Here is a 17,378-nt window from a genome sequence, read left to right on the forward strand (position 1 = left end):
TGCCACGGGACTACTTCTACCCCGTCCCGCTGAGATGATCACCCGGAATCCCCGATGTGTCGCAACATCCAGACCAGCATGCCCCAGCCGTAAGCGCGAGACCTCTCTAGCGAGATTCGCCAAACTCTCTGGTGATTTGCGGCGAAAGCTGACTGATTGCCCGTTTACGAGCCAAGAACAGCACCCCCGCCGCGAACACGCCGAGCTGCACCACGGTCCCCGCCAGCGAGGGCCACGGCACCGCCCCCTGCTGCATCGCCTTCTCCAGCTCACCCGCCGCCGCCGACAGCCCGAAGGCGAAGACGTTGTTGACCACGTGCATCGCGATGGCCGCCTCCAGCCCGCCGGTGCGCACGGCCAGCAGCCCCATCACCACCCCGAAGCTGAACACGTCGACCATGCCCGCCCCCGTGTAGCCGTGCAGCGACATGAAGGCCAGCGAGCCCAGCAGGATGCCGAACACGGGATTGCGGAAGTAGGCGCCGAAGGCCTGCAGGAGCCACCCGCGGAACAGGTACTCCTCCGTGGCCGCCTGGAAGGGCACCAGCAGCAGGATCACGACCAGCGCCGGCAGGAACCGCTCCCAGCCCGCCCAGCCGAACAGCCCGGAGACGTCCTCGCCCGCGATGGCGTAGGCCGCCACCAGGGCCGCCTGGCCCAGCGCCAGAGCCACGGCCGCGACCAGCACGCACTGCCAGAGCCACGACCAGCGCAGCCGCCCCGCCACCGACGACAGCGTGCCGGGGCGCCGCCGCTGGATCAGCGCCGTCGTGCCGTACACGACGGGCAGCACGGCCGCGATCGACAGCAGCAGGAAGACCAGGGCGTACACCGGGTCGCCGAACAGCCGGGGGTCGTTCTGGAGGACTTCGATCCCCAGCACGACGGCCAGGAACATGCCGATCAGCAGCACGGCCAGGCCCACCCCGAAGAAGGCGACGCCCAGCACGATGGTGCCCACGAGCGGGCGCCACCAGGCGTTGGCGGCGTTCCTGGCCAGGTGGTCGTAACGCGCGCCCGGCGGTGACGGCAGGAACCAGGGCTGGGGCGCCTGCGGGGTGTACGGCTGCGGCGGGCCGTACGGGGGCGGCGGGTTGTCGTGCATTACTCCATTGTGGCCATCGGGCGCGCATTTCTTCACAGACAGGCCGCGCGAACGCGTGGATTCTCTAGGGCAAGCAGTCCAACCCTGGGAGTACGTCATGTCCAAGCTGGGGCCGTTCCTCACCCTCGCGGCAGGTGCTGTCCTCGCCGCCGGGCTGGGCGTGGCCAGCGTCACCGCTCAGTCGGCGGAGTCACCCGCCACCGCGGCGAACGTCGCCGAACCCGGCGCCACCGCCGAGGCCACGTCCGTGGCCACCCCGTCCAGCAAGCCCGAGGCCTCCAAGCCGGCCAGGGCCGTCCGTGCCGACTACGCAGGGCGTGTGGAGGGCACCCGCGCCCTGATCGCGGTCTCCGTCCGTGACGCCAAGGCCATCGGATACTTCTGCGACGGCAAGACCGAGGCCTGGTTCGTCGGCAAGGTCGCCGAGGGCCAGGTCTCCTTGGAGGGCTTCGGCGGCGCCACGCTGTCGGCCACGCTCGGCGGCGGCAAGGCCGTCGGCGAGGTCGCGCTCGGCGGCAAGAAGTGGGACTTCACCGCCCCCACCGCCAAGAAGCCCTCGGGCCTGTACCGGGCCAGCGCCATCGTGCGCGGCGCCCGCATCAAGGCCGGCTGGATCTACCTGCGCAATCCCAACGGCGACGGGTTCGTCCAGGTCGGCACCGCCTTCGTGGGCGATCAGCAGGTCGAGACCCCGCAGCTCACGCCCGGTCGGCCCGTGACCATCGACGGCGAGCAGCTGGAGCCCAAGGACGTCGACGGATTCATCGAGGAGATGCAATGACCGCGGTAGCCCAGTCACGGCAGCAGCGGCACGGCGCCGCCGGCCTGCTGGTCCCGCTCCTGGTGGGCGGGCTCGTCATGGTGGCGCTCGGGGTGTACGGCAGGCTCCACACGCCCACGGGTTTCGCCGTCGGCCCGGCCGGCTTCTCCGGCCCGTTGGCGATGAAGTCGTGGCTCACCACGGGCGCCTTCGTCCTGGCGTTCGTCCAGATCGTCTCGGCGCTGTCGATGTGGGGCAAGCTCGGCATCCGCATCCCGGCGGGTGTGCACCGGTGGTCGGGACGGCTGGCGTTCGTCCTGACCATCCCGGTCGCCTTCCACTGCCTGTACGCCCTGGGCTTCCAGTACGACGTGCCCAGGGTGCTCATCCACTCGCTGCTCGGCTGCTTCTTCTACGGGATCTTCACGGCGAAGATGCTGGCCCTGCCGCGCAAGGGCCTGCCCGGCTGGAGCCTGCCGGTGCTCGGCTCGCTGGCGTTCACCGCGCTGGTGGGGCTCTGGCTGACCTCGTCGTTCTGGTTCTTCACCACGATCGGCGTCAGCTTCTGAACGAGGTGGTACGGCTGAGCCCGGCCGCCCGCCCCTTGGCCGCCACGACCAGGGCCATCTTGCGGGAGGCCTCGTCGATCATCTCGTCGCCCAGCATGACCGCGCCGCGCTGCTCCACGGTGGTGTAGTGCTCGTACGCCTCGAGGATCAGCTCGGCGTGGTCGTAGTCTTCCTGCGAGGGCGAGAAGACCTCGTTGCACGCCTCGACCTGCGAGGGGTGCAGCACCCACTTGCCGTCGTAGCCCAGCGCCGCGGCCCGCCTGGCGACCTTGGTGAAGCCCTCGACGTCCTTGATCTGCAGGTAGGGGCCGTCGATGACCTGCAGGTCGTGCATCCTGGCGGCCATGAGCAGCCGCATCAGGATGTAGTGGTAGGCGTCGCCCTCCGGGTAGCCGGGCGGCTGCTCGCCCACGACGAGCGTGCGCATGTTGATGGAGGCCATGAAGTCGGCGGGGCCGAACACGAGCGTCTCGAGCCGCCTGGAGCTCCCGGCGATGGCGTCGACGTTGACCAGGCCGCGGGCGTTCTCGATCTGCGCCTCGATGCCGATGCGGCCGACCTCGAAGCCCATCGTCTTCTCGATCTGGGTGAGCAGTGTGTCGAGCCAGACGACCTCGGTGGCGTCCTGCACCTTCGGCAGCATCACGCAGTCGAGCCGCTCGCCCGCGCCCTCGACGACTTCGATCACGTCGCGGTAGGTCCACTGCGTCTCCAGCGCGTTGACGCGCACGACGCGCGTCTTGCCGGTCCAGTCGCCTTCGAGCAGGGCCTTGACGACGTTGCCGCGTGCCTGCGCCTTGGCCAGCGGGGCGACGGAGTCCTCCAGGTCGAGGAAGACCTCGTCCACGTCGAGACTCTGGGCCTTCTCCAGGAAACGGGGGTTGCTGCCGGGGACCGCGAGCACCGAACGTCGAGAGCGCATGCGGCTCACGCTAGCGCCCTTCTATCGCACCCGTACAAACCCCTGTCCTGGTTCTTGGAGCACCCCACCTAGGAGTTCGGATGCGCGGGGCGGCAACAATAAGGTCAACCGCATACAAAAGAGGAGTTTCGATGGCTTCCGTCCCCGCGGCACACCGCCCCGCCGTCCTGTCCGACCTGATTCCCGGCGCCCGGGTCCGCGACGCCGCCCTGGTCGTCGGAGGCGCCGCGCTGACCGGCCTGGCAGCCCAGGTCTCCTTCGGCTGGCCGGTTCCCTGGTCCGGTCAGACCTTCGCCGTGCTGCTGGTCGGTGCGGCGCTCGGGATGAACCGCGCGGCCCTCAGCCTCGCGCTCTACGCGCTGGCGGGCGCGGCGGGCGTTCCGTGGTTCGCCGACGGGACCTCCGGCGTGATCAGCGCGACGACGGGCGGGCTGCTGCCGTCGTTCGGCTACATCCTCGGCTTCATCGTGGCCGCCGCGATCGTCGGCAAGCTGGCCGAGCGCGGCGGTGACCGCACGGTGCTGCGGACCGTCGGCACCATGGTCGTGGGGAACGTCGTCATCTACGCGTTCGGCATCCCGGTCCTCATGGCCACCCTCGACCTCGGCCTCGGCACCGCCCTCTGGGAGGGCGCGGGCAAGTTCCTGGTGGGCGACGGGCTCAAGATCGCCCTCGCCGCCGGGCTGCTGCCGCTGGCCTGGAAGCTCGCCGGCCCCAAGCGCTGACCCGCCGGCGCCGGGCGGTCACCCCGCCCGGCGCTGCGCGTGGGCCCGCAGCGCCCGGAGGAAGTCGATCTCGCGGAAGCCCGGCCAGTAGACGTCGCAGAAGTGCAGCTCCGAGTGGGCCGCCTGCCACAGCAGGAAGCCCGACATCCGCTGCTCACCGCTGGTCCTGATGATGAGGTCGGGGTCGTCGCGCCCGGCCGTGTACAGGTAGGGGTCGAGCGACTCGGCGCTCAGCGACTCGGCCACGTCCGCCAGGGAGTCGCCCGCGCGCGACAGCAGCAGGGAGCGCACGGCGTCGACGACCTCCTGGCGCCCGTCGTAGCCGATGGCGACGGTGAGAACGTGGTCCCGGCCGGCGGTGGCGTCCTGGGCGAGCTTCAGGGCGTGCGCCGTGGAGTCGGGCAGGGTGTCGAGCCGCCCCGCGACGTGGATGCGCCACAGGGGCGCCGACTCCACGAGCGTGCCGGCGATGATCCGCTCGATGAGCTCCATGTAGTACCTCACCTGGAACGACTCGCGCTTGCGCACGTTGTCCTCCGAGGCGACGTAGATCGTGACCTGGCGGATCCCGAGCCTGGCGCACCAGCCGAGCACGGTCTCGATGTGGGCGACCCCGTGCTCGTGGCCCAGGCTGGGGTTGTCGAAGCCCATCTGCCGCGCCCAGCGACGGTTGCCGTCCATGATGAGACCGACGTGCGCGGGCAGCGGGCCACGCCCGACCTTGTCACGCAATGTCCGGAGATAGAGGGCGCGAATCATGCCCATACTCTGGTGCACATGCTCCTGCGGACCAAACGCCTGACCCTGCGCCCGGTCACCCGGGACGACCACGCGACGCTGCTCGCGCACTGGACGAGCCCGCAGGTGCGGGCGTTCCTCTTCGACGGCGAGGTCCTGAGCCCGGAGCAGGTCGCCCGCGCGATCGAGGAGACCCCGCACCTCTGGCTGGTCCACGACGGCGAGGCCCTGGCCGGCACCGTGGCGCTGCGCCCCCTGGAGGACCTGGGCCTGGAGGTCGTCTACAGCCTGGAGCCCGCGGCCTGGGGCAGGGGCTACGCCACCGAGGCCGCGCGGGCCGTGGTCGACCACGCGCTGACCACGCTCGGCCTGCCCGAGGTGCTCGCCGAGGTCGACGAGGGCAACCACGCCTCCATCAGGGTGGTCGAGCGGCTGGGCATGCGGCCGTTCGAGACAGTGGAGGGACTCCTGGGGCCGATGGTCCGCTTCCGGACACTGCCGATCAACGAGGAGCGGGCGTAGGGTCCCACCATGACACCCTTCCACATCGACATCCCGCAACAAGCGCTCGACGACCTGCATGAGCGGCTTCGTCGTACGCGCTGGATGCCCGAACTCCCGGGCGCGGGATGGGAACGAGGCGTACCTGTCGGCCACCTCGAGGAGCTGACCGACCACTGGGTGAACGGCTACGACTGGCGCAAGGCGGAAGCCGAGCTCAACCAGTGGCCGCAGTTCACCACCGAGATCCAGGGTCAGACCGTGCACTTCAGGCACATCAGGGCTCAACGGGAGCACGCCCTGCCGCTTCTCCTGATGCACGACAACCCCGGAGGAATCATCGGGCTGCTCGACGTGCTCACCCCGCTGTCACGCGACTACCACATCGTCGCGCCGACCATGCCGGGCTTCGGCTTCTCCAGTCCGCTGGCCAGCACCGGCTGGACGGTGCCGCGCACCGCGGCGCTGTTCGCGGAGCTCATGGACAGGCTCGGCTACACCAGGTACGGCGCGCACGGCGGGGGCGGCGGCGCCAATCTCTGCATGGAGCTGGGCCGTACGGTCCCTGAGCGGCTCGAGGGCCTGCACGTCAACGCCTACGTCGCGATCCCGGGCGACGACCTCGACGGGCTGGGGGCCGACGACATGCGACGGCTGGGCACCATCCAGACGTTCATGCAGGACGGCTTCGGCTTCAACCTCATCATGTCCACCCGCCCGCAGACCGTCTCGGCGGGCATGCACGATTCGCCGGTCGGCCAGCTCGCCTGGATCGCCGAGAAGCTCAAGGCCTGGGCGGGACCGGAGAATCCGATCTCCGCCGATCGCATCCTGACCGACGTCACGGTGACCTGGTTCACCAACACGCAGGTGTCGATCGCGCAGTCCTACTTCGACAGCGCCCACGACCACGGCGCCTGGGGACCGAAGGACCGGGTCGAGGTGCCCACCGCCTTCGCGGTGTCGGCGAACGACGTCACCATCCGCCGGTTCGCCGAACGTGACGCCAACGTCGCCTCCTGGACGGAGTTCGACCGCGGCGGCGCCTTCATGGCGCTGGAGCACCCTGACCTGATCGTCGCCGACCTCAAGAAGTTCTTCGGCTAGTGCTCGGCCCGGTGGGCGGGGTACCACTCCTCGCCCACCGGCTCGCCCTCCAGGTTCCAGCTCCACGAGAGGGTGGGCGTGATGCGCACGTAGAAGCCGGGCCCCATCATGCCCACCCGCTCGACGGGCGGCTCCGCCCTGCCGTAGATCCTGATGCCGCGCGCGACGAACGGGTCGAAGGAGACCATGTCGTCGATGACGAGCGCGACCGCGTGCCGTCCCGCCCGGACGTTGCGCACCTTGCGGGTGGCCAGCACGCTCGGGCCCGAGCCGCCGACCCAGAAGTGCTCGCCGTCGAACTCGTAGGCGACGGGCACCACGTCGGGCTGCTCGCCGTCGGGAGACAGGGTCGCCAGCCTGGCCAGCGGCTGCGAACGCAGGTAGGCCAGTTCTTCCTCGGTGAACGACACGGTCAGTACCTTTCGGCGTAGGCGGTCGGCGGCTCGCCGAACATGTCCTTGAAGTCGCGGGTGAAATGCGCCTGGTCGGCATAGCCGAGCTCGGCCGCGACGCCGGCCCAGTCGAGGTCCATACCCCTGGCCAGCCGCTCGGTCACCTCGTGCAGCCGGTATCTGCGGATCACCCACTTCGGCCCGATGCCCACGTAGTCGGCGAACAGCCGCTGCACCTCGCGCACGCCCGTGTCGAGGCGCCGTGCCAGCACGTCGACCCTGGTGATCTCGGGCGTGCCCGCGATCAGCGCCACGACGGCCGCCGCGCGCTCGGCCCTGGGGTCGGGTTCCGGCAGTCGCGCCCGCAGCCACTCCTCGACGGTCGCGGCCGTCACGGGGTGCGGCAGCGCGCCGGGGAGGATCTCGGCGGCCGGGACCACACGATCCGTGATCGTCGAGACGGACGTGCCCAGGAAGGGGCGGAAGCCGCCGGGCCTGAAGGCCACGCCGAAGACCCCGCCGCGCCCTTCCAGGACCCTGACCTGGTGTCCCCTGCACACGCCCTGGATCCAGGCGCCGCCGTCGCGGAAGGTCAGGTGCACGTTCGGGTAGGGCACGATCAGCTGCTGGTACGGCTCGCGGTAGTGCCAGGTGACCGCCCAGTACCTGTCGACGAACGGTGCCAGGTCGGCGGAGGGCGCGCCCGGCTCGTCGTGCCGCTGGAACCTGCGCCACGCTCCCCCGAGTCCCCGCGCGTCAGTGGCCATGTCGTGTTTATACAAGACAGCCCCCGCGTGCCTTGCTTTCCTGTACGGCATGCACCTGATGAACCGCGCAGCACAGCCCATGATCCAGATCATCCGCGCCCTCCGCCCCGAGGACCTGGCCAAACCCACTCCCTGCGCGGAGTTCGACGTGCGCGAGCTGATCAACCACATGCTCTACTGGGGGCCCTCGCTGGTGGCCGCGGCGTACAAGCGTGCTCCCGAACTGCCTGCCGTACCCGAGGACGAGGCCGATCTGGCCGCTGGCGACTGGGCCGCGGCGCTGGAGTCCCAGACCGTCCGGCTCGCGGAGGCGTGGAGCCGTCCGGAGGCCTGGGAGGGCACGGCGTCGCTGGGCGGACCGACGGAGCTGCCCGCCTCGCTCATCGGCGGCATGGCCGCGGGCGAGCTGGTGATCCACGGCTGGGACCTGGCCCGCGCGACGGGTCAGGAGCCGGAGTGGGACGGCGAGCTGATCGAGTTCGTCCACGACGAGGTGGCCAAGACCGCGCTCCAGGGACGCGAGATGGGGGTCTACGGTCCCGAGGTGGAGGTGCCGGAGCCGGCGTCGTTGCTGGAGAAGGCGCTCGGGCTGACCGGCCGCGATCCGCGGTAGGGCTACTTCTCGAGCACCTGACGGAGGCGGGGCAGGAAGGTCTGCGGGTCGTCGGCGAAGCCGGTGTGCCCGCCGGGGAAGAACGTGGGGCCGATGCCCAGGGCCTGGGCCAGCGCCCTGGTGGTGCGGTCGCACAGCTGGTCGGTGGAGTCCTCGCCGATGCCGGCCACGACGGGCACCCGGCCGAGCTTGTCGAAGTCGGGACGCCAGCGGGTGGTGCCGCGCAGCTCGTGGTGGAAGAAGCGCTGGTCGCTGGCCTCCTGCACCGGCCCGCGTTCGCCGCCGAACATCATCTCCAGCACCTCGGCGGGCAGGTGGATGTTGGCCGTGGTCATGAACTGCGACCAGGCGCCGAGCACGTCACCGCGGGAGAAGGTGGCGATCATGTCCTCGGTCTGGGCGACCAGCTTGTCGCGGTCGTCGACGAGCAGTTGCAGGGGCGGCTCGTGGGCGATCACGAGGTTGACCTGCTCGGGGTGGGCCTGGGCCAGGGCGAGCACGGTCACCGCTCCGCCGCTGGAGCCGAACACCGCGGCGGGGCCGGCGTCGAGGTGGCTCAGCAGGCGCGACAGGTCGTCGGCGCGCAGCTCGGGGGTGGAGTCCTGGGTGGGGTCGGCCAGGGAGCTGCGGCCGTGGCCGCGGGGGTCCATGGTCAGGATCGTGTAGTCGGCGGCGAGCTGCTCGGCGACGGCCTGGAAGGCGTCGGCGCCCATCGGCGAGGCCACCAGGGCGACGACCGGGCCGCTGCCGCGCACCTCGTAGTAGAGGGTCGCGCCGGGAACGTCGAGGGCGCTCATGGAGTCCTCCGGTAGATGTGTACGATGTCCACATTACGACGATAGCAAGAAGTGGACGCTGTACACAACCTGGGAGGCCTGCGGTGAAGCGGGAGACGTATCGGCACGGCAACCTCCGGCAGGCCCTGCTGGAGGCGGGGATCGAGCTCGCCAGGGAGGGCGGGCCGGACGCCGTGGTGCTGCGCGAGGCGACCAGGCGGGCCGGGGTGGTGCCCAACGCGGCCTACCGTCACTTCGCCGACCGCAACGCCCTCGTGCACGCCGTCTCGCTGGCCGCGATGGCGGAGCTGGCCCGCACCATGGAGGCCGAGCAGGCCGGCCGCCTGGCCCGCTGCGCCGCCGATCCTCCAGAGGAGAGCCGTTCCGCCGCCGAGGAGGCACGGGCACGCTTCCGCGCCGTCGGCACCGGATACCTGCGCTTCGCCCGCACCGAGCCCGGCCTGTTCCGCGCAGCGTTCTTCGTCCCCGGCGACATGGTGGAGGCCGAGCTCCCCGTCTCGGCGGGCGAGGGCGGGCTCACGCCGTTCCAACTGCTCGGCGCCGCGCTCGACGACCTGGTGGCGTGCGGCCTGATGCCCGCAGGGCGCCGTCCAGGCGCCGAGTTCCTGGCCTGGTCGAGCGTGCACGGGCTGGCGGTCCTGCTGATCGACGGGCCGTTGCGCGGCCTGGCTCCCGAACAGGCGGAGCAGGCCACGGAACTGCTGATCGACATGATCGAGCGCGGCCTGTAAGACTCGGAGGCGTGACAGTCATCGAGGAAGGCGCGAAGAAGTCGGGCGTGTTGTGGCTGGCGCTCGACAAGCCGCGGCTGGCCTGGCACACCTGGCACGAAGGCGCGGTCTACGTGGTCACCGGCGAGGGCGAGCAGAGCCTGCCAGGACTGACGACGCGCGACACCGTCGAGGTGATCCTGCGCAGCAAGGACAACGGCGCGCGGCTGGTCGCCTTCGAGGCCGACGTCGAGGTGGTCGACCAGGCCGCCGAGGCGGAGGCGGTGGCCGCGCTGGCCAAGGACCGCCTCAACTCGCCCGACGGCGCCGGCCTCGCCGACCGCTGGGCCCGCGAGGCCACCGTCGTCAAGCTGCGCCCGCGTTCCTAGACCGCCGCGGGCTCGGTCACGCTCGGCTCCCGCTCCGGTTCCCGTACGGCGGAGCGCGCGGTCGACAGCTGCGCCAGCAACGCCCCGGCCAGGACGGCCAGCCCTCCCCCGATCTGGAAGGGCCCCAGATCTTCGCCGAGCAGCAGCCAGGCCACGATCGCCCCGAAGATGACCTCCAGCGTGGCCACGGTCGCCCCGATGGCCGCCGACAACCTGCGCACCGCGTTGACGCCCAGCACGTAGGCCACGGCGGTGGCCACGACGATCATCCACAGGTAGGCGCCGACCACGGGCAGCGTGTTGCCGCCGATCGTCGCGGAGGCGCCGAAGGCCTCCCACGGGATGTTCCACGGCTGGGCGAGCGGCACGAGCAGGACGGCCGCGCCGAGCATGCCCCACGCCACCAGGCCCAGGGGGCTGACCCCGTCACCGATGCTGTCACTGAGCAGGAAGTAGGCCGCGCAGCAGGCTCCGGCCGCCAGTCCGAGCACCACGCCCAGGGCGTCGAGCCGCATGCCCTCCCAGAACTCCACGACCACGCCGAGCCCGGCGAAGGCCAGGATCGCTCCGGCGAAGGCGATACGCGGCAGCCGTACCTTGCGCACGAAGCGCACCCAGAAGACGACCATGACCGGCGCGGTGAACTCCAGCAGCAACGCGATGCCGACGGGAAGGCGGGTGATGGCCACGAAGTAGAGAGTCTGCACGCCCGCCACCGCGACCAGGGCGTAGGCGGCGAAGAAGCCCCACTTGGAGCGGGGGATGCGCAGCACGGCGGGCTTGAAGACGGCCAGCAGGGCGAACATCAGCAGCCCCGCGCCGCTCATGCGCAGCCAGACCGACTCAAGGGGGGCCAGTCCCGCCGCGTTGAGAAATTTCGCCATGGGGCCGGAGAAGGCGAAACACCAGGACGAGACGAAAGCCAGCGCGAGTCCCGCGTAGCGCATGGGTGACACCACCATAGGGGGGTAAGGAGTATTAAGCAGGTTTGATACTGTCACACCACCCCCAATTTTGCGAGCATCTCCCTACATCTGCCCACATCGTCAGGATCAAGCAGATCAAGAAAATGGCGCCGGATGCCCTGCAGGTAGACCGGCGTGGCCTCCTCCACCCGGGCCTCGCCCGCGGCCGTCAGCACCGCGTACAGGCCACGCGCGTCGCTCTCGCAGGCCTCGCGCGAGACCAGCCCCTCGCGCTGCAGCCGGTCCACCAGCCGGGTCAGCCCGCTGCGCGACAGCAGCACCCGGTGGGCCAGATCGTTCATGCGCAGCCGGAGCCCCGGCGCCTCCGACAACCTCAGCAGGACCTCGTAGGAGGCCAGCGGCAGGTCGTGGGCCGTTATCAGGTCTTCTTCGAGCCGTCCCGCGATCTGCACCTGAGCGCGGTGGAGCATTCGCCACACGGCGAGTTCCTCGGGGGTGGGATGCACGCAGTAACCTTAGAACGTTGCGTGTGCATCTACTGCGGCGCCCACCGATATCAGCGGAGCTTCTTCATGGCACCTACCCCAGAGCAGGTCACGGCCGCACTCGCGACCGTGAACGACCCCGAGATCCGGCGTCCCATCACCGACCTCGGCATGGTCAAGAGCATCGACATCTCCCCAAGCGGCGAGGTCGTCGTAGGGATCTACCTCACGGTGTCAGGATGTCCGCTGAAGGACACCATCACCCGTGATGTCACCAACGCGGTCATGAAGATCGACGGCGCGACGAGCGTCCGCGTGGCGATGGACGTGATGAGCCAGGAGCAGCGCAAGGTCCTGCAGACCAAGCTGCGCGGCGACAAGGGGCCGGAGAAGGAGATCCCCTTCAACCAGCCCGGCTCGCTCACCCGCGTCTTCGCGGTCGCCAGCGGCAAGGGCGGCGTCGGCAAGTCCTCGGTGACGGTCAACCTGGCCGCCGCCATGACCGCCCAGGGCCTCAAGGTCGGCATCGTCGACGCCGACATCTACGGCCACAGCATCCCCCGCATGCTGGGCGCCTCCGAGCGGCCCACCAAGGTCGAAGACATGATCATGCCGCCGGTCGCGCATGACATCAAGGTCATCTCGGTCGGCATGTTCAAGCCGGAGGGAAACAGCCCCGTGGTCTGGCGCGGCCCGATGCTCGACCGCGCACTCCACCAGTTCCTCGCCGACGTCTACTGGGGCGACCTCGACGTCCTCCTCCTCGACCTGCCCCCGGGCACCGGCGACATCGCCATCTCCGTGGCGCAGCGCCTGCCGGGCGCCGAGATCCTGGTCGTCACCACGCCCCAGATGGCCGCCGCCGAGGTCGCGGAGCGCGCGGGCTCCATCGCCGCCCAGACCCACCAGCAGATCGCCGGCGTCATCGAGAACATGTCGTGGCTGCCCTGCCCCCACTGCGACGAGCGGGTCAACGTCTTCGGCGAGGGCGGCGGCCAGACCGTGGCCGACGCCCTGACCCGCATCCTCGGGGCGCGCGTGCCGCTGCTCGGCCAGGTACCGATCGACATGCGCCTGCGCGAGGGCGGCGACGAGGGCAAGCCCCTGGTCATCACCGACCCCGACTCGCCCGGAGCCGCCGAGCTGAACAAGATCGCTGCCGCGCTCTCCAAGCGTTCCAGCAGCATCAAGGGCATGCAGCTGGGCCTGGCGCCCTCCCGCCGCTGACCCCGGTGACCGGGCAGGTCCCGCCAGGGATCCACCCGGTCACCCCACCGGCGCTGTGGCCCTGCCGCAGCCCGGAGAACGTCCCAGGGCCGCAGCGGCGGCGCGTCTCAGGGGTCCCTTCGCTCCATCACCCCAGCCACGTCGCGATCTGGCTCCTGGCGTTCGAGGCCCAGCCCAGCTTGAGGTGGTTGAGCCCCAGCGTGACGCTCGCGGCCCGGTTGGCGATGCCGTCGGCCGCCGTGCAGCTGGCCACGAAGACCGCGCCATCGGAAGGTCCCGCGTGCTCGTTGTGCATCAGCGCCATGTCCGCCGCGTTGCCGCACAGCTGGTAGACCGCCACCGCCGCCGGGGTGCCCGCGTCGATGAGCGGCTGCACGAGCGAGCCGCGGTCGATGGCCCACTGGATGCCGTTGCCCTGGGTGTAGAAGCCGGTGCCGCCGTAGTAGGTGGTGTACCAGTCCTGCTCGGTGGTGGGCAGCGGGTAGACGCCGTCCCAGCGGTAGAGCATGTCGTCGGAGCCCGGATAGGCGTTGCCCTCGTAGCTCAGCTCGGGATGGTTGCGCCACAGGCCGTAGCAGATCATCGCGGAGTGCGGCGCGGGGGCGTTCAGCGAGCCGCCGCACTCGGGGAAGATCGCGAAGTCGTGCGTCCAGCCGTGGCGGTAGCCCCAGTCGAAACCCTTGTTCGGCCCTCCGATGAGGATGAGCTTGCGCACGTCGCCGGCGTAGGCCGTGCCCCATGACTGGCGCAGCGACGAGACGTACATCCTGGCGTTGAACGCCCCCTTCGACCAGCCGATCACGTCGACCTGGGCGGCGCCGGTCTTGGCCTTGACCCGCTTGACGGCGTCGCCGATCTGCTCCGACCAGTAGTGGCCGTCGCCCGTGACGTGCGGGAAGCCGATGGCGAAGACCTTGTACCCGGCGGCGTCGAGGTGCTGCATGAGGCCGGTCGTCGGACAGGAGGACTGCCCGCAGCCATAGGCCCCGCGGGCGTTGGGGTTGGCCCACGCCAGGTCGGCGGTCTGGTTCGCGCCGTGTACCAGCAACACGGGCGTCGCCTTGGCCCCACTCTGCCAGCCGGGCGCGTGGTAGAGCAGGAAGCGGGAGGAATGCGGCCGGGCCACGTCGCCGAACAGGCGCCGGCCCTGGCCGGTGTGGTCGCCCCGGCCGTCGGGAGGATAGGTCTCGGCCTGGAAGCCGGTGGAGGTGTCTCGGTATCGCTCCACCAGCGCCCAGCCGTTCTCCAGGCCCGTGGTGTAGGTGGCCTCCAGGGTGACGGAGGCGGTCGCGGAGGTGGTCGCGGAGGTGGTCGCGGAGGTGGTCGCGGAGGTGGTCGCGGACGTGGTCACGGAGGTGGTCACGGAGGCAGTCGCGGAGGCAGAAGCGGTCACGGTGGCGGAGGCCGGGAGGGGGGCGGCGGCCAGGCCGGCGGCGAGCAGCAGGGCGGCGAGGACTCGGCCCGGTAACACGTTCGTCTTCACCGCCCCAGCTCACGTCACGGGCGCGGCGCCGACAATGTGGCCGGCCGCCATGTTGTCAGCCGCCGACCAGTCGGCACACCACGGACGGCCGCATTAGACAGCTCCCGACCAGGCGCTGATCACCTACACGGCCGAGCCGGGAACACCATCGGGGGCGCCTCATCGCCGCCCGGGAGCCGCAGCCGCCGGCCGACCCGCTGGAGGCTCAGGTGGCCTCGCTGTCGTAGGGCGGGATCTCGCCATAGCCGAGCTGCGACTCGGCCGCGCCCAGCGCAGGCTCCGGGAGGGGGTCGGTCGCCGTGGCGGGGTTGCCGTTCCAGCTGTCCTCGACGTCGTCGAGCAGGTGCTTGCGGACGAAGTTCTTCGGATTCAGATCCGTCGGATCGAAGTCGGCGAACTCCGGCCCCAGCCCCGCCCGCAGGTCGTCACGGGCGTTGTTGGCCATGCGCCGCAGGTTGCGCAGCGTGCGACCCGCCTGCGCCGCGGCCTGCGGCAACTTTTCCGGGCCGAAGACCAGCAACGCGATGACTATCAGCGCTGTGATCTCCAGCCAGCCAAGTCCGAACACCGTGAACTCCTCACCACGCCGGGGACGATTCCGGCCACTCCAGACTAAGGCAGGTTAGGAGGGAGTCGGCGTGGCGACCGGTTCCGCATCGGCCTCGACCGTGAGCGTCGCGGTCTTCTCCTGCCCGTCGCGCACGTACTTGACGTTGAGCTTCGATCCGGGAGCCTTTGACCTGACCAGCGCGATGAGTTCCTCGTCGTTCTCCAGGCGCAGGCCGTCGACCTCCAGGATGACGTCGCCGCCCTTCAGCCCGGCCTTGGCGGCGGGGCCGTCCTTGGTGACCGGCTGGCGGCCCTGCGCCGGGTCGGAGGCGATGCGCACGCCCTCCCCCGTGTGGCCGGGGTCGATGACGATGCCGATGAGCGGCTTGCGCGCCTTGCCGTACTTGATGAGGTCTTCCGCCACCCGCCTGGTCTGGTTGCTGGTGATGGCGAAGCCCAGGCCGATGTTGCCCTGCTCGCTGTTGGAGACGCGGCTCAGCGTGGCGATCGCGGAGTTGACGCCGACGACCTCGCCGTTGGCGTTGACCAGCGGGCCGCCGGAGTTGCCCGGGTTGATGGCGGCATCGGTCTGGATGGCGCTGATGTAGGCGACGTCCTCCGCCGTCCGGGCGCTCTCGGAACCGGCCACCACGGGGCGGTTCTTGGAGCTGACGATGCCGGTGGTGACCGTGCCCGTCAGGCCCAGCGGGGTGCCCACCGCGAGCACCGGGTCGCCGACGACGACGTCGTCGGAGTTGCCCAGCGCGATCTCGGGGGTGCCGAAGGTGTTGTCGGGCTTGATGACCGCGAGGTCGGAGCCGGGGTCGGTGCCGACGATGCGGCCGGGCGACTCCTTGCGGTTGTTGAAGATGATGTTGATCTCGCCGCCCTTGACGGCCATCGCGACCACGTGGTGGTTGGTCACTACGTAGCCGCCCTTGATCAGGAAGCCGGAGCCGCTCGCACCCTCGGTGCGGTTGCCGTTGCCGACCTCGAGCGAGACCACGCTGGGCAGGACCCTGGCCGCCACGCCCGCCACCGAGTCGGGCGGCCGGTTGGTGCTGCCGGTCGGGACCGGGCCCAGGCTGTAGTTGGGGTTGGTGTCGGAGCCGTCGCGGGTCATCAGGTAGGTGCCGGCGCTGGCGGCCAGCGCGGAGACCATGGCGATGACGACGCCGATCGCGACGAGCACGCCCACGCCGGGGCCGCGCGAAGGGCCGGCCGTGGAGGCGGCGCCGGGCGGCGGCGCCCATCCGGCGCCCATGCCGAGCGGGCGCCCGGGGGGAGGCGGGGGAACGTTGCCCCCTCCTGAGCCGGACCCGCCCTGCGTGCCGTACGGGCCGGTGTTGCCCGCCGGGGAGCCGAACTGGCCGGTGTTGCCCGCTGGGGAGCCGAACTGCGGGTGTGTGCCGGTGTTACCGCTCACGGTGGCGTACTGGCCGGTGTCGCCGGTGCTCTGGGAGCTGTGCTGGCCGCTGCCCTGCGGGGCGTACGGGCCGGAGGTGTGCTGGCCGGAGACGGTGTGCTGGCCGGTGTTGCCGTTCTGGCCGCCGTATCCGCCGTGGGGCGGCGGGCCCGAGGGCGGGCTGAACGACGGGCCGGAGGGCGGGCTGAACGAGGGCATCGAGGAAGGCACCGAGGAGCCGGGCGCGGGCGCCGAGAAGCCAGGCGCGGGCGCCGGGGAGCCAGGCGCGGGCATCGAGGAGCCAGGCGCGGGCGTCGGGGAAGGCCCCGGGGGCGGCGCTGAGGAGGCGCCGGGCGCGGGGGCGTCGAAGGCGGGCCCTGAGGGGGGCGGCGCGTCGAAGGCGGGGCCGGAGGGAGGAGGTGCGTCGGCGCCCGATCCCGTGGGCCCGCCGAACACGATCGTGTCGCGCGGACGCCCGGAAGGGTCGCCCCAGCCGTTGCCGCCGGAAGGCGACGTGGTCTCGCCGGCGGGGCGGAACTCGGGTCGTTCGGGCACCTCGGTGGAGTCCGACGGCATGCGTCCGGAATCAGGGCGCGTCTCGTCGGTCATCTAGTTCCTCACTACTCCTTGCTCGGCCACTCGTCATCCTGGCGGGCGGGGCATACGAGATGTGTAAAGCACCGAATCACGATCGTATGCCCCTGACGCCGTTGACTAAGCCAAGGGATGCCCTACGGCACGCTCGTCTTGTGCACCTGCGCAGGAGGCGGACCCGAGGTCTGGTTCGCCGTGGTGACGAAGAGCGTGCCGAGCGCGACGGCGGCGGAGACCACGCCGACGGCCACGTAGGTGGAGCGCCGCTTACGCCCAGGGCCTGAAGAGGCCCCGGAGCCCCTGCTGGGGCGGTTGTCCAAGGGGGCGATGCTGCGCGGGCCAGGCAGCGGCACCCCACCGAAGGTCTTCGGGAAAGGGCGCTCCCTCGGCGGAAGCGGACCGCCGGGCTCGCCCATCAGCAGCAGCGACATGGTCAGGTCGGCCGGCATCGCGGGCCCCTCGAGCGAACGCAGGCGCGACTTCAGCGCCCGCATCGACTCCACCTCCTGGCGGCAATCGGCGCAGAAGGTCAGGTGGGCCAGTGCGCGCTCACGTTCCATGTGACTGAGCTCGCCGTCGACCAGTGCGGATACATTCTCTCCAAGATGCGACAT

General features: G+C 70.7%; 21 protein-coding genes. 9 read left to right on the forward strand and 12 right to left on the reverse strand.

Annotation, left to right across the window (positions count from 1 at the left end):
- Positions 1–106: 106 nt before the first annotated feature.
- Positions 107–1,105, reverse strand: a complete 999-nt coding sequence (locus tag ACIBH1_RS32135) for a lysostaphin resistance A-like protein (protein WP_397317719.1) — start codon at positions 1,103–1,105, stop codon at positions 107–109.
- Between the two features lie 97 nt (positions 1,106–1,202).
- Here ACIBH1_RS32135 and ACIBH1_RS32140 point away from each other — a divergent pair, with 97 nt between their 5' ends.
- Together ACIBH1_RS32140 and ACIBH1_RS32145 are read left to right on the forward strand one after the other, a co-directional pair.
- A complete protein-coding gene (locus ACIBH1_RS32140) occupies positions 1,203–1,886 on the forward strand; it encodes a hypothetical protein (protein WP_397317720.1) in 684 nt (227 codons plus the stop codon).
- On the forward strand, positions 1,883–2,434 hold the full coding sequence (locus ACIBH1_RS32145; protein WP_397317721.1) for a DUF6529 family protein: 552 nt from the start codon (positions 1,883–1,885) through the stop codon (positions 2,432–2,434). Before ACIBH1_RS32140 ends, ACIBH1_RS32145 begins: the two co-directional genes overlap by 4 nt.
- Here ACIBH1_RS32145 and ACIBH1_RS32150 read toward each other — a convergent pair.
- On the reverse strand, positions 2,424–3,356 hold the full coding sequence (locus ACIBH1_RS32150; protein ID WP_397317722.1) for an HpcH/HpaI aldolase/citrate lyase family protein: 933 nt from the start codon (positions 3,354–3,356) through the stop codon (positions 2,424–2,426). The genes ACIBH1_RS32145 and ACIBH1_RS32150 overlap by 11 nt on opposite strands.
- Positions 3,357–3,487: 131 nt before the next feature.
- On the opposite strand from ACIBH1_RS32150, the gene ACIBH1_RS32155 reads away from it, so the two are divergent.
- Positions 3,488–4,081, forward strand: coding sequence for a biotin transporter BioY (locus ACIBH1_RS32155; protein WP_397317723.1), 594 nt, complete (start codon positions 3,488–3,490; stop codon positions 4,079–4,081).
- A gap of 18 nt (positions 4,082–4,099) precedes the next feature.
- Here ACIBH1_RS32155 and uppS read toward each other — a convergent pair whose 3' ends face one another.
- Entirely contained in the window at positions 4,100–4,840 is a 741-nt protein-coding gene (gene uppS / locus ACIBH1_RS32160) for a polyprenyl diphosphate synthase (protein ID WP_397317724.1), read from the reverse strand.
- A gap of 18 nt (positions 4,841–4,858) precedes the next feature.
- On the opposite strand from uppS, the gene ACIBH1_RS32165 reads away from it, so the two are divergent.
- Complete coding sequence (locus ACIBH1_RS32165) at positions 4,859–5,341, forward strand: GNAT family N-acetyltransferase (protein ID WP_397317725.1); 483 nt, start codon at positions 4,859–4,861, stop codon at positions 5,339–5,341.
- 9 nt (positions 5,342–5,350) lie between these two features.
- The gene (locus ACIBH1_RS32170; protein WP_397317726.1) at positions 5,351–6,427 is read left to right on the forward strand and encodes an epoxide hydrolase family protein; all 1,077 of its coding nucleotides are present in this window, start codon (positions 5,351–5,353) and stop codon (positions 6,425–6,427) included.
- On the opposite strand, the gene ACIBH1_RS32175 is transcribed toward ACIBH1_RS32170, so the two are convergent.
- The gene (locus ACIBH1_RS32175; protein WP_397317727.1) at positions 6,424–6,837 is read right to left on the reverse strand and encodes a PPOX class F420-dependent oxidoreductase; all 414 of its coding nucleotides are present in this window, start codon (positions 6,835–6,837) and stop codon (positions 6,424–6,426) included. The genes ACIBH1_RS32170 and ACIBH1_RS32175 overlap by 4 nt on opposite strands.
- Before the next feature lie 2 nt (positions 6,838–6,839).
- Positions 6,840–7,586 (reverse strand): DUF6597 domain-containing transcriptional factor, encoded by a 747-nt coding sequence (locus tag ACIBH1_RS32180; RefSeq protein WP_397317728.1) that lies wholly within the window; start codon positions 7,584–7,586, stop codon positions 6,840–6,842.
- 49 nt (positions 7,587–7,635) lie between these two features.
- Here ACIBH1_RS32180 and ACIBH1_RS32185 point away from each other — a divergent pair, with 49 nt between their 5' ends.
- Positions 7,636–8,199, forward strand: a complete 564-nt coding sequence (locus ACIBH1_RS32185; protein ID WP_397317729.1) for a TIGR03086 family metal-binding protein — start codon at positions 7,636–7,638, stop codon at positions 8,197–8,199.
- Positions 8,200–8,201: 2 nt separating this feature from the next.
- On the opposite strand, the gene ACIBH1_RS32190 is transcribed toward ACIBH1_RS32185, so the two are convergent.
- Entirely contained in the window at positions 8,202–8,996 is a 795-nt protein-coding gene (locus ACIBH1_RS32190) for an alpha/beta fold hydrolase (protein WP_397317730.1), read from the reverse strand.
- A gap of 83 nt (positions 8,997–9,079) precedes the next feature.
- Between ACIBH1_RS32190 and ACIBH1_RS32195 the strand changes: the two genes are divergently transcribed.
- Positions 9,080–9,727, forward strand: a complete 648-nt coding sequence (locus tag ACIBH1_RS32195) for a TetR/AcrR family transcriptional regulator (protein WP_397317732.1) — start codon at positions 9,080–9,082, stop codon at positions 9,725–9,727.
- 11 nt (positions 9,728–9,738) lie between these two features.
- Entirely contained in the window at positions 9,739–10,095 is a 357-nt protein-coding gene (locus ACIBH1_RS32200) for a hypothetical protein (protein WP_397317734.1), read from the forward strand.
- Here ACIBH1_RS32200 and ACIBH1_RS32205 read toward each other — a convergent pair.
- Together ACIBH1_RS32205 and ACIBH1_RS32210 are read right to left on the reverse strand one after the other, a co-directional pair.
- Positions 10,092–11,042 (reverse strand): EamA family transporter, encoded by a 951-nt coding sequence (locus ACIBH1_RS32205; RefSeq protein ID WP_397317735.1) that lies wholly within the window; start codon positions 11,040–11,042, stop codon positions 10,092–10,094. The genes ACIBH1_RS32200 and ACIBH1_RS32205 overlap by 4 nt on opposite strands.
- A gap of 50 nt (positions 11,043–11,092) precedes the next feature.
- A complete protein-coding gene (locus ACIBH1_RS32210; RefSeq protein WP_397317736.1) occupies positions 11,093–11,527 on the reverse strand; it encodes a MarR family winged helix-turn-helix transcriptional regulator in 435 nt (144 codons plus the stop codon).
- A gap of 66 nt (positions 11,528–11,593) precedes the next feature.
- On the opposite strand from ACIBH1_RS32210, the gene ACIBH1_RS32215 reads away from it, so the two are divergent.
- Positions 11,594–12,733 (forward strand): Mrp/NBP35 family ATP-binding protein, encoded by a 1,140-nt coding sequence (locus ACIBH1_RS32215; protein ID WP_397317737.1) that lies wholly within the window; start codon positions 11,594–11,596, stop codon positions 12,731–12,733.
- A 127-nt stretch (positions 12,734–12,860) separates the two neighbouring features.
- Here the strand turns inward: ACIBH1_RS32215 and ACIBH1_RS32220 are convergent, their stop codons facing one another.
- From ACIBH1_RS32220 to ACIBH1_RS32235, 4 genes are all read right to left on the reverse strand, one after another.
- Positions 12,861–14,216 carry an esterase/lipase family protein gene (locus ACIBH1_RS32220; RefSeq protein ID WP_397317738.1) on the reverse strand — a complete coding sequence of 452 codons (1,356 nt, stop codon included), beginning with the start codon at positions 14,214–14,216 and terminating at the stop codon, positions 12,861–12,863.
- 205 nt (positions 14,217–14,421) lie between these two features.
- Entirely contained in the window at positions 14,422–14,784 is a 363-nt protein-coding gene (locus tag ACIBH1_RS32225) for a sec-independent translocase (RefSeq protein ID WP_397317739.1), read from the reverse strand.
- Positions 14,785–14,838: 54 nt separating this feature from the next.
- Positions 14,839–16,779, reverse strand: coding sequence for a S1C family serine protease (locus ACIBH1_RS32230; protein WP_397317740.1), 1,941 nt, complete (start codon positions 16,777–16,779; stop codon positions 14,839–14,841).
- Positions 16,780–16,901: 122 nt separating this feature from the next.
- Positions 16,902–17,378 carry an anti-sigma factor family protein gene (locus ACIBH1_RS32235; RefSeq protein ID WP_397317741.1) on the reverse strand — a complete coding sequence of 159 codons (477 nt, stop codon included), beginning with the start codon at positions 17,376–17,378 and terminating at the stop codon, positions 16,902–16,904.

The organism is Nonomuraea sp. NPDC050663 (assembly GCF_044456985.1).
Taxonomy (GTDB): Bacteria; Actinomycetota; Actinomycetes; order Streptosporangiales; family Streptosporangiaceae; genus Nonomuraea.

What these genes read in the sequence shown, in the direction of transcription:
- ACIBH1_RS32135 (WP_397317719.1), bottom strand. Translation starts at nt 1,105, where the DNA reads ATGCACGACAACCCGCCGCCCCCGTACGGCCCGCCGCAGCCGTACACC.
- ACIBH1_RS32140 (WP_397317720.1), top strand. Translation starts at nt 1,203, where the DNA reads ATGTCCAAGCTGGGGCCGTTCCTCACCCTCGCGGCAGGTGCTGTCCTC.
- ACIBH1_RS32145 (WP_397317721.1), top strand. Translation starts at nt 1,883, where the DNA reads ATGACCGCGGTAGCCCAGTCACGGCAGCAGCGGCACGGCGCCGCCGGC.
- ACIBH1_RS32150 (WP_397317722.1), bottom strand. Translation starts at nt 3,356, where the DNA reads ATGCGCTCTCGACGTTCGGTGCTCGCGGTCCCCGGCAGCAACCCCCGT.
- ACIBH1_RS32155 (WP_397317723.1), top strand. Translation starts at nt 3,488, where the DNA reads ATGGCTTCCGTCCCCGCGGCACACCGCCCCGCCGTCCTGTCCGACCTG.
- uppS (WP_397317724.1), bottom strand. Translation starts at nt 4,840, where the DNA reads ATGATTCGCGCCCTCTATCTCCGGACATTGCGTGACAAGGTCGGGCGT.
- ACIBH1_RS32165 (WP_397317725.1), top strand. Translation starts at nt 4,859, where the DNA reads ATGCTCCTGCGGACCAAACGCCTGACCCTGCGCCCGGTCACCCGGGAC.
- ACIBH1_RS32170 (WP_397317726.1), top strand. Translation starts at nt 5,351, where the DNA reads ATGACACCCTTCCACATCGACATCCCGCAACAAGCGCTCGACGACCTG.
- ACIBH1_RS32180 (WP_397317728.1), bottom strand. Translation starts at nt 7,586, where the DNA reads ATGGCCACTGACGCGCGGGGACTCGGGGGAGCGTGGCGCAGGTTCCAG.
- ACIBH1_RS32185 (WP_397317729.1), top strand. Translation starts at nt 7,636, where the DNA reads ATGCACCTGATGAACCGCGCAGCACAGCCCATGATCCAGATCATCCGC.
- ACIBH1_RS32190 (WP_397317730.1), bottom strand. Translation starts at nt 8,996, where the DNA reads ATGAGCGCCCTCGACGTTCCCGGCGCGACCCTCTACTACGAGGTGCGC.
- ACIBH1_RS32205 (WP_397317735.1), bottom strand. Translation starts at nt 11,042, where the DNA reads ATGCGCTACGCGGGACTCGCGCTGGCTTTCGTCTCGTCCTGGTGTTTC.
- ACIBH1_RS32215 (WP_397317737.1), top strand. Translation starts at nt 11,594, where the DNA reads ATGGCACCTACCCCAGAGCAGGTCACGGCCGCACTCGCGACCGTGAAC.
- ACIBH1_RS32230 (WP_397317740.1), bottom strand. Translation starts at nt 16,779, where the DNA reads ATGACCGACGAGACGCGCCCTGATTCCGGACGCATGCCGTCGGACTCC.
- ACIBH1_RS32235 (WP_397317741.1), bottom strand. Translation starts at nt 17,378, where the DNA reads ATGTCGCATCTTGGAGAGAATGTATCCGCACTGGTCGACGGCGAGCTC.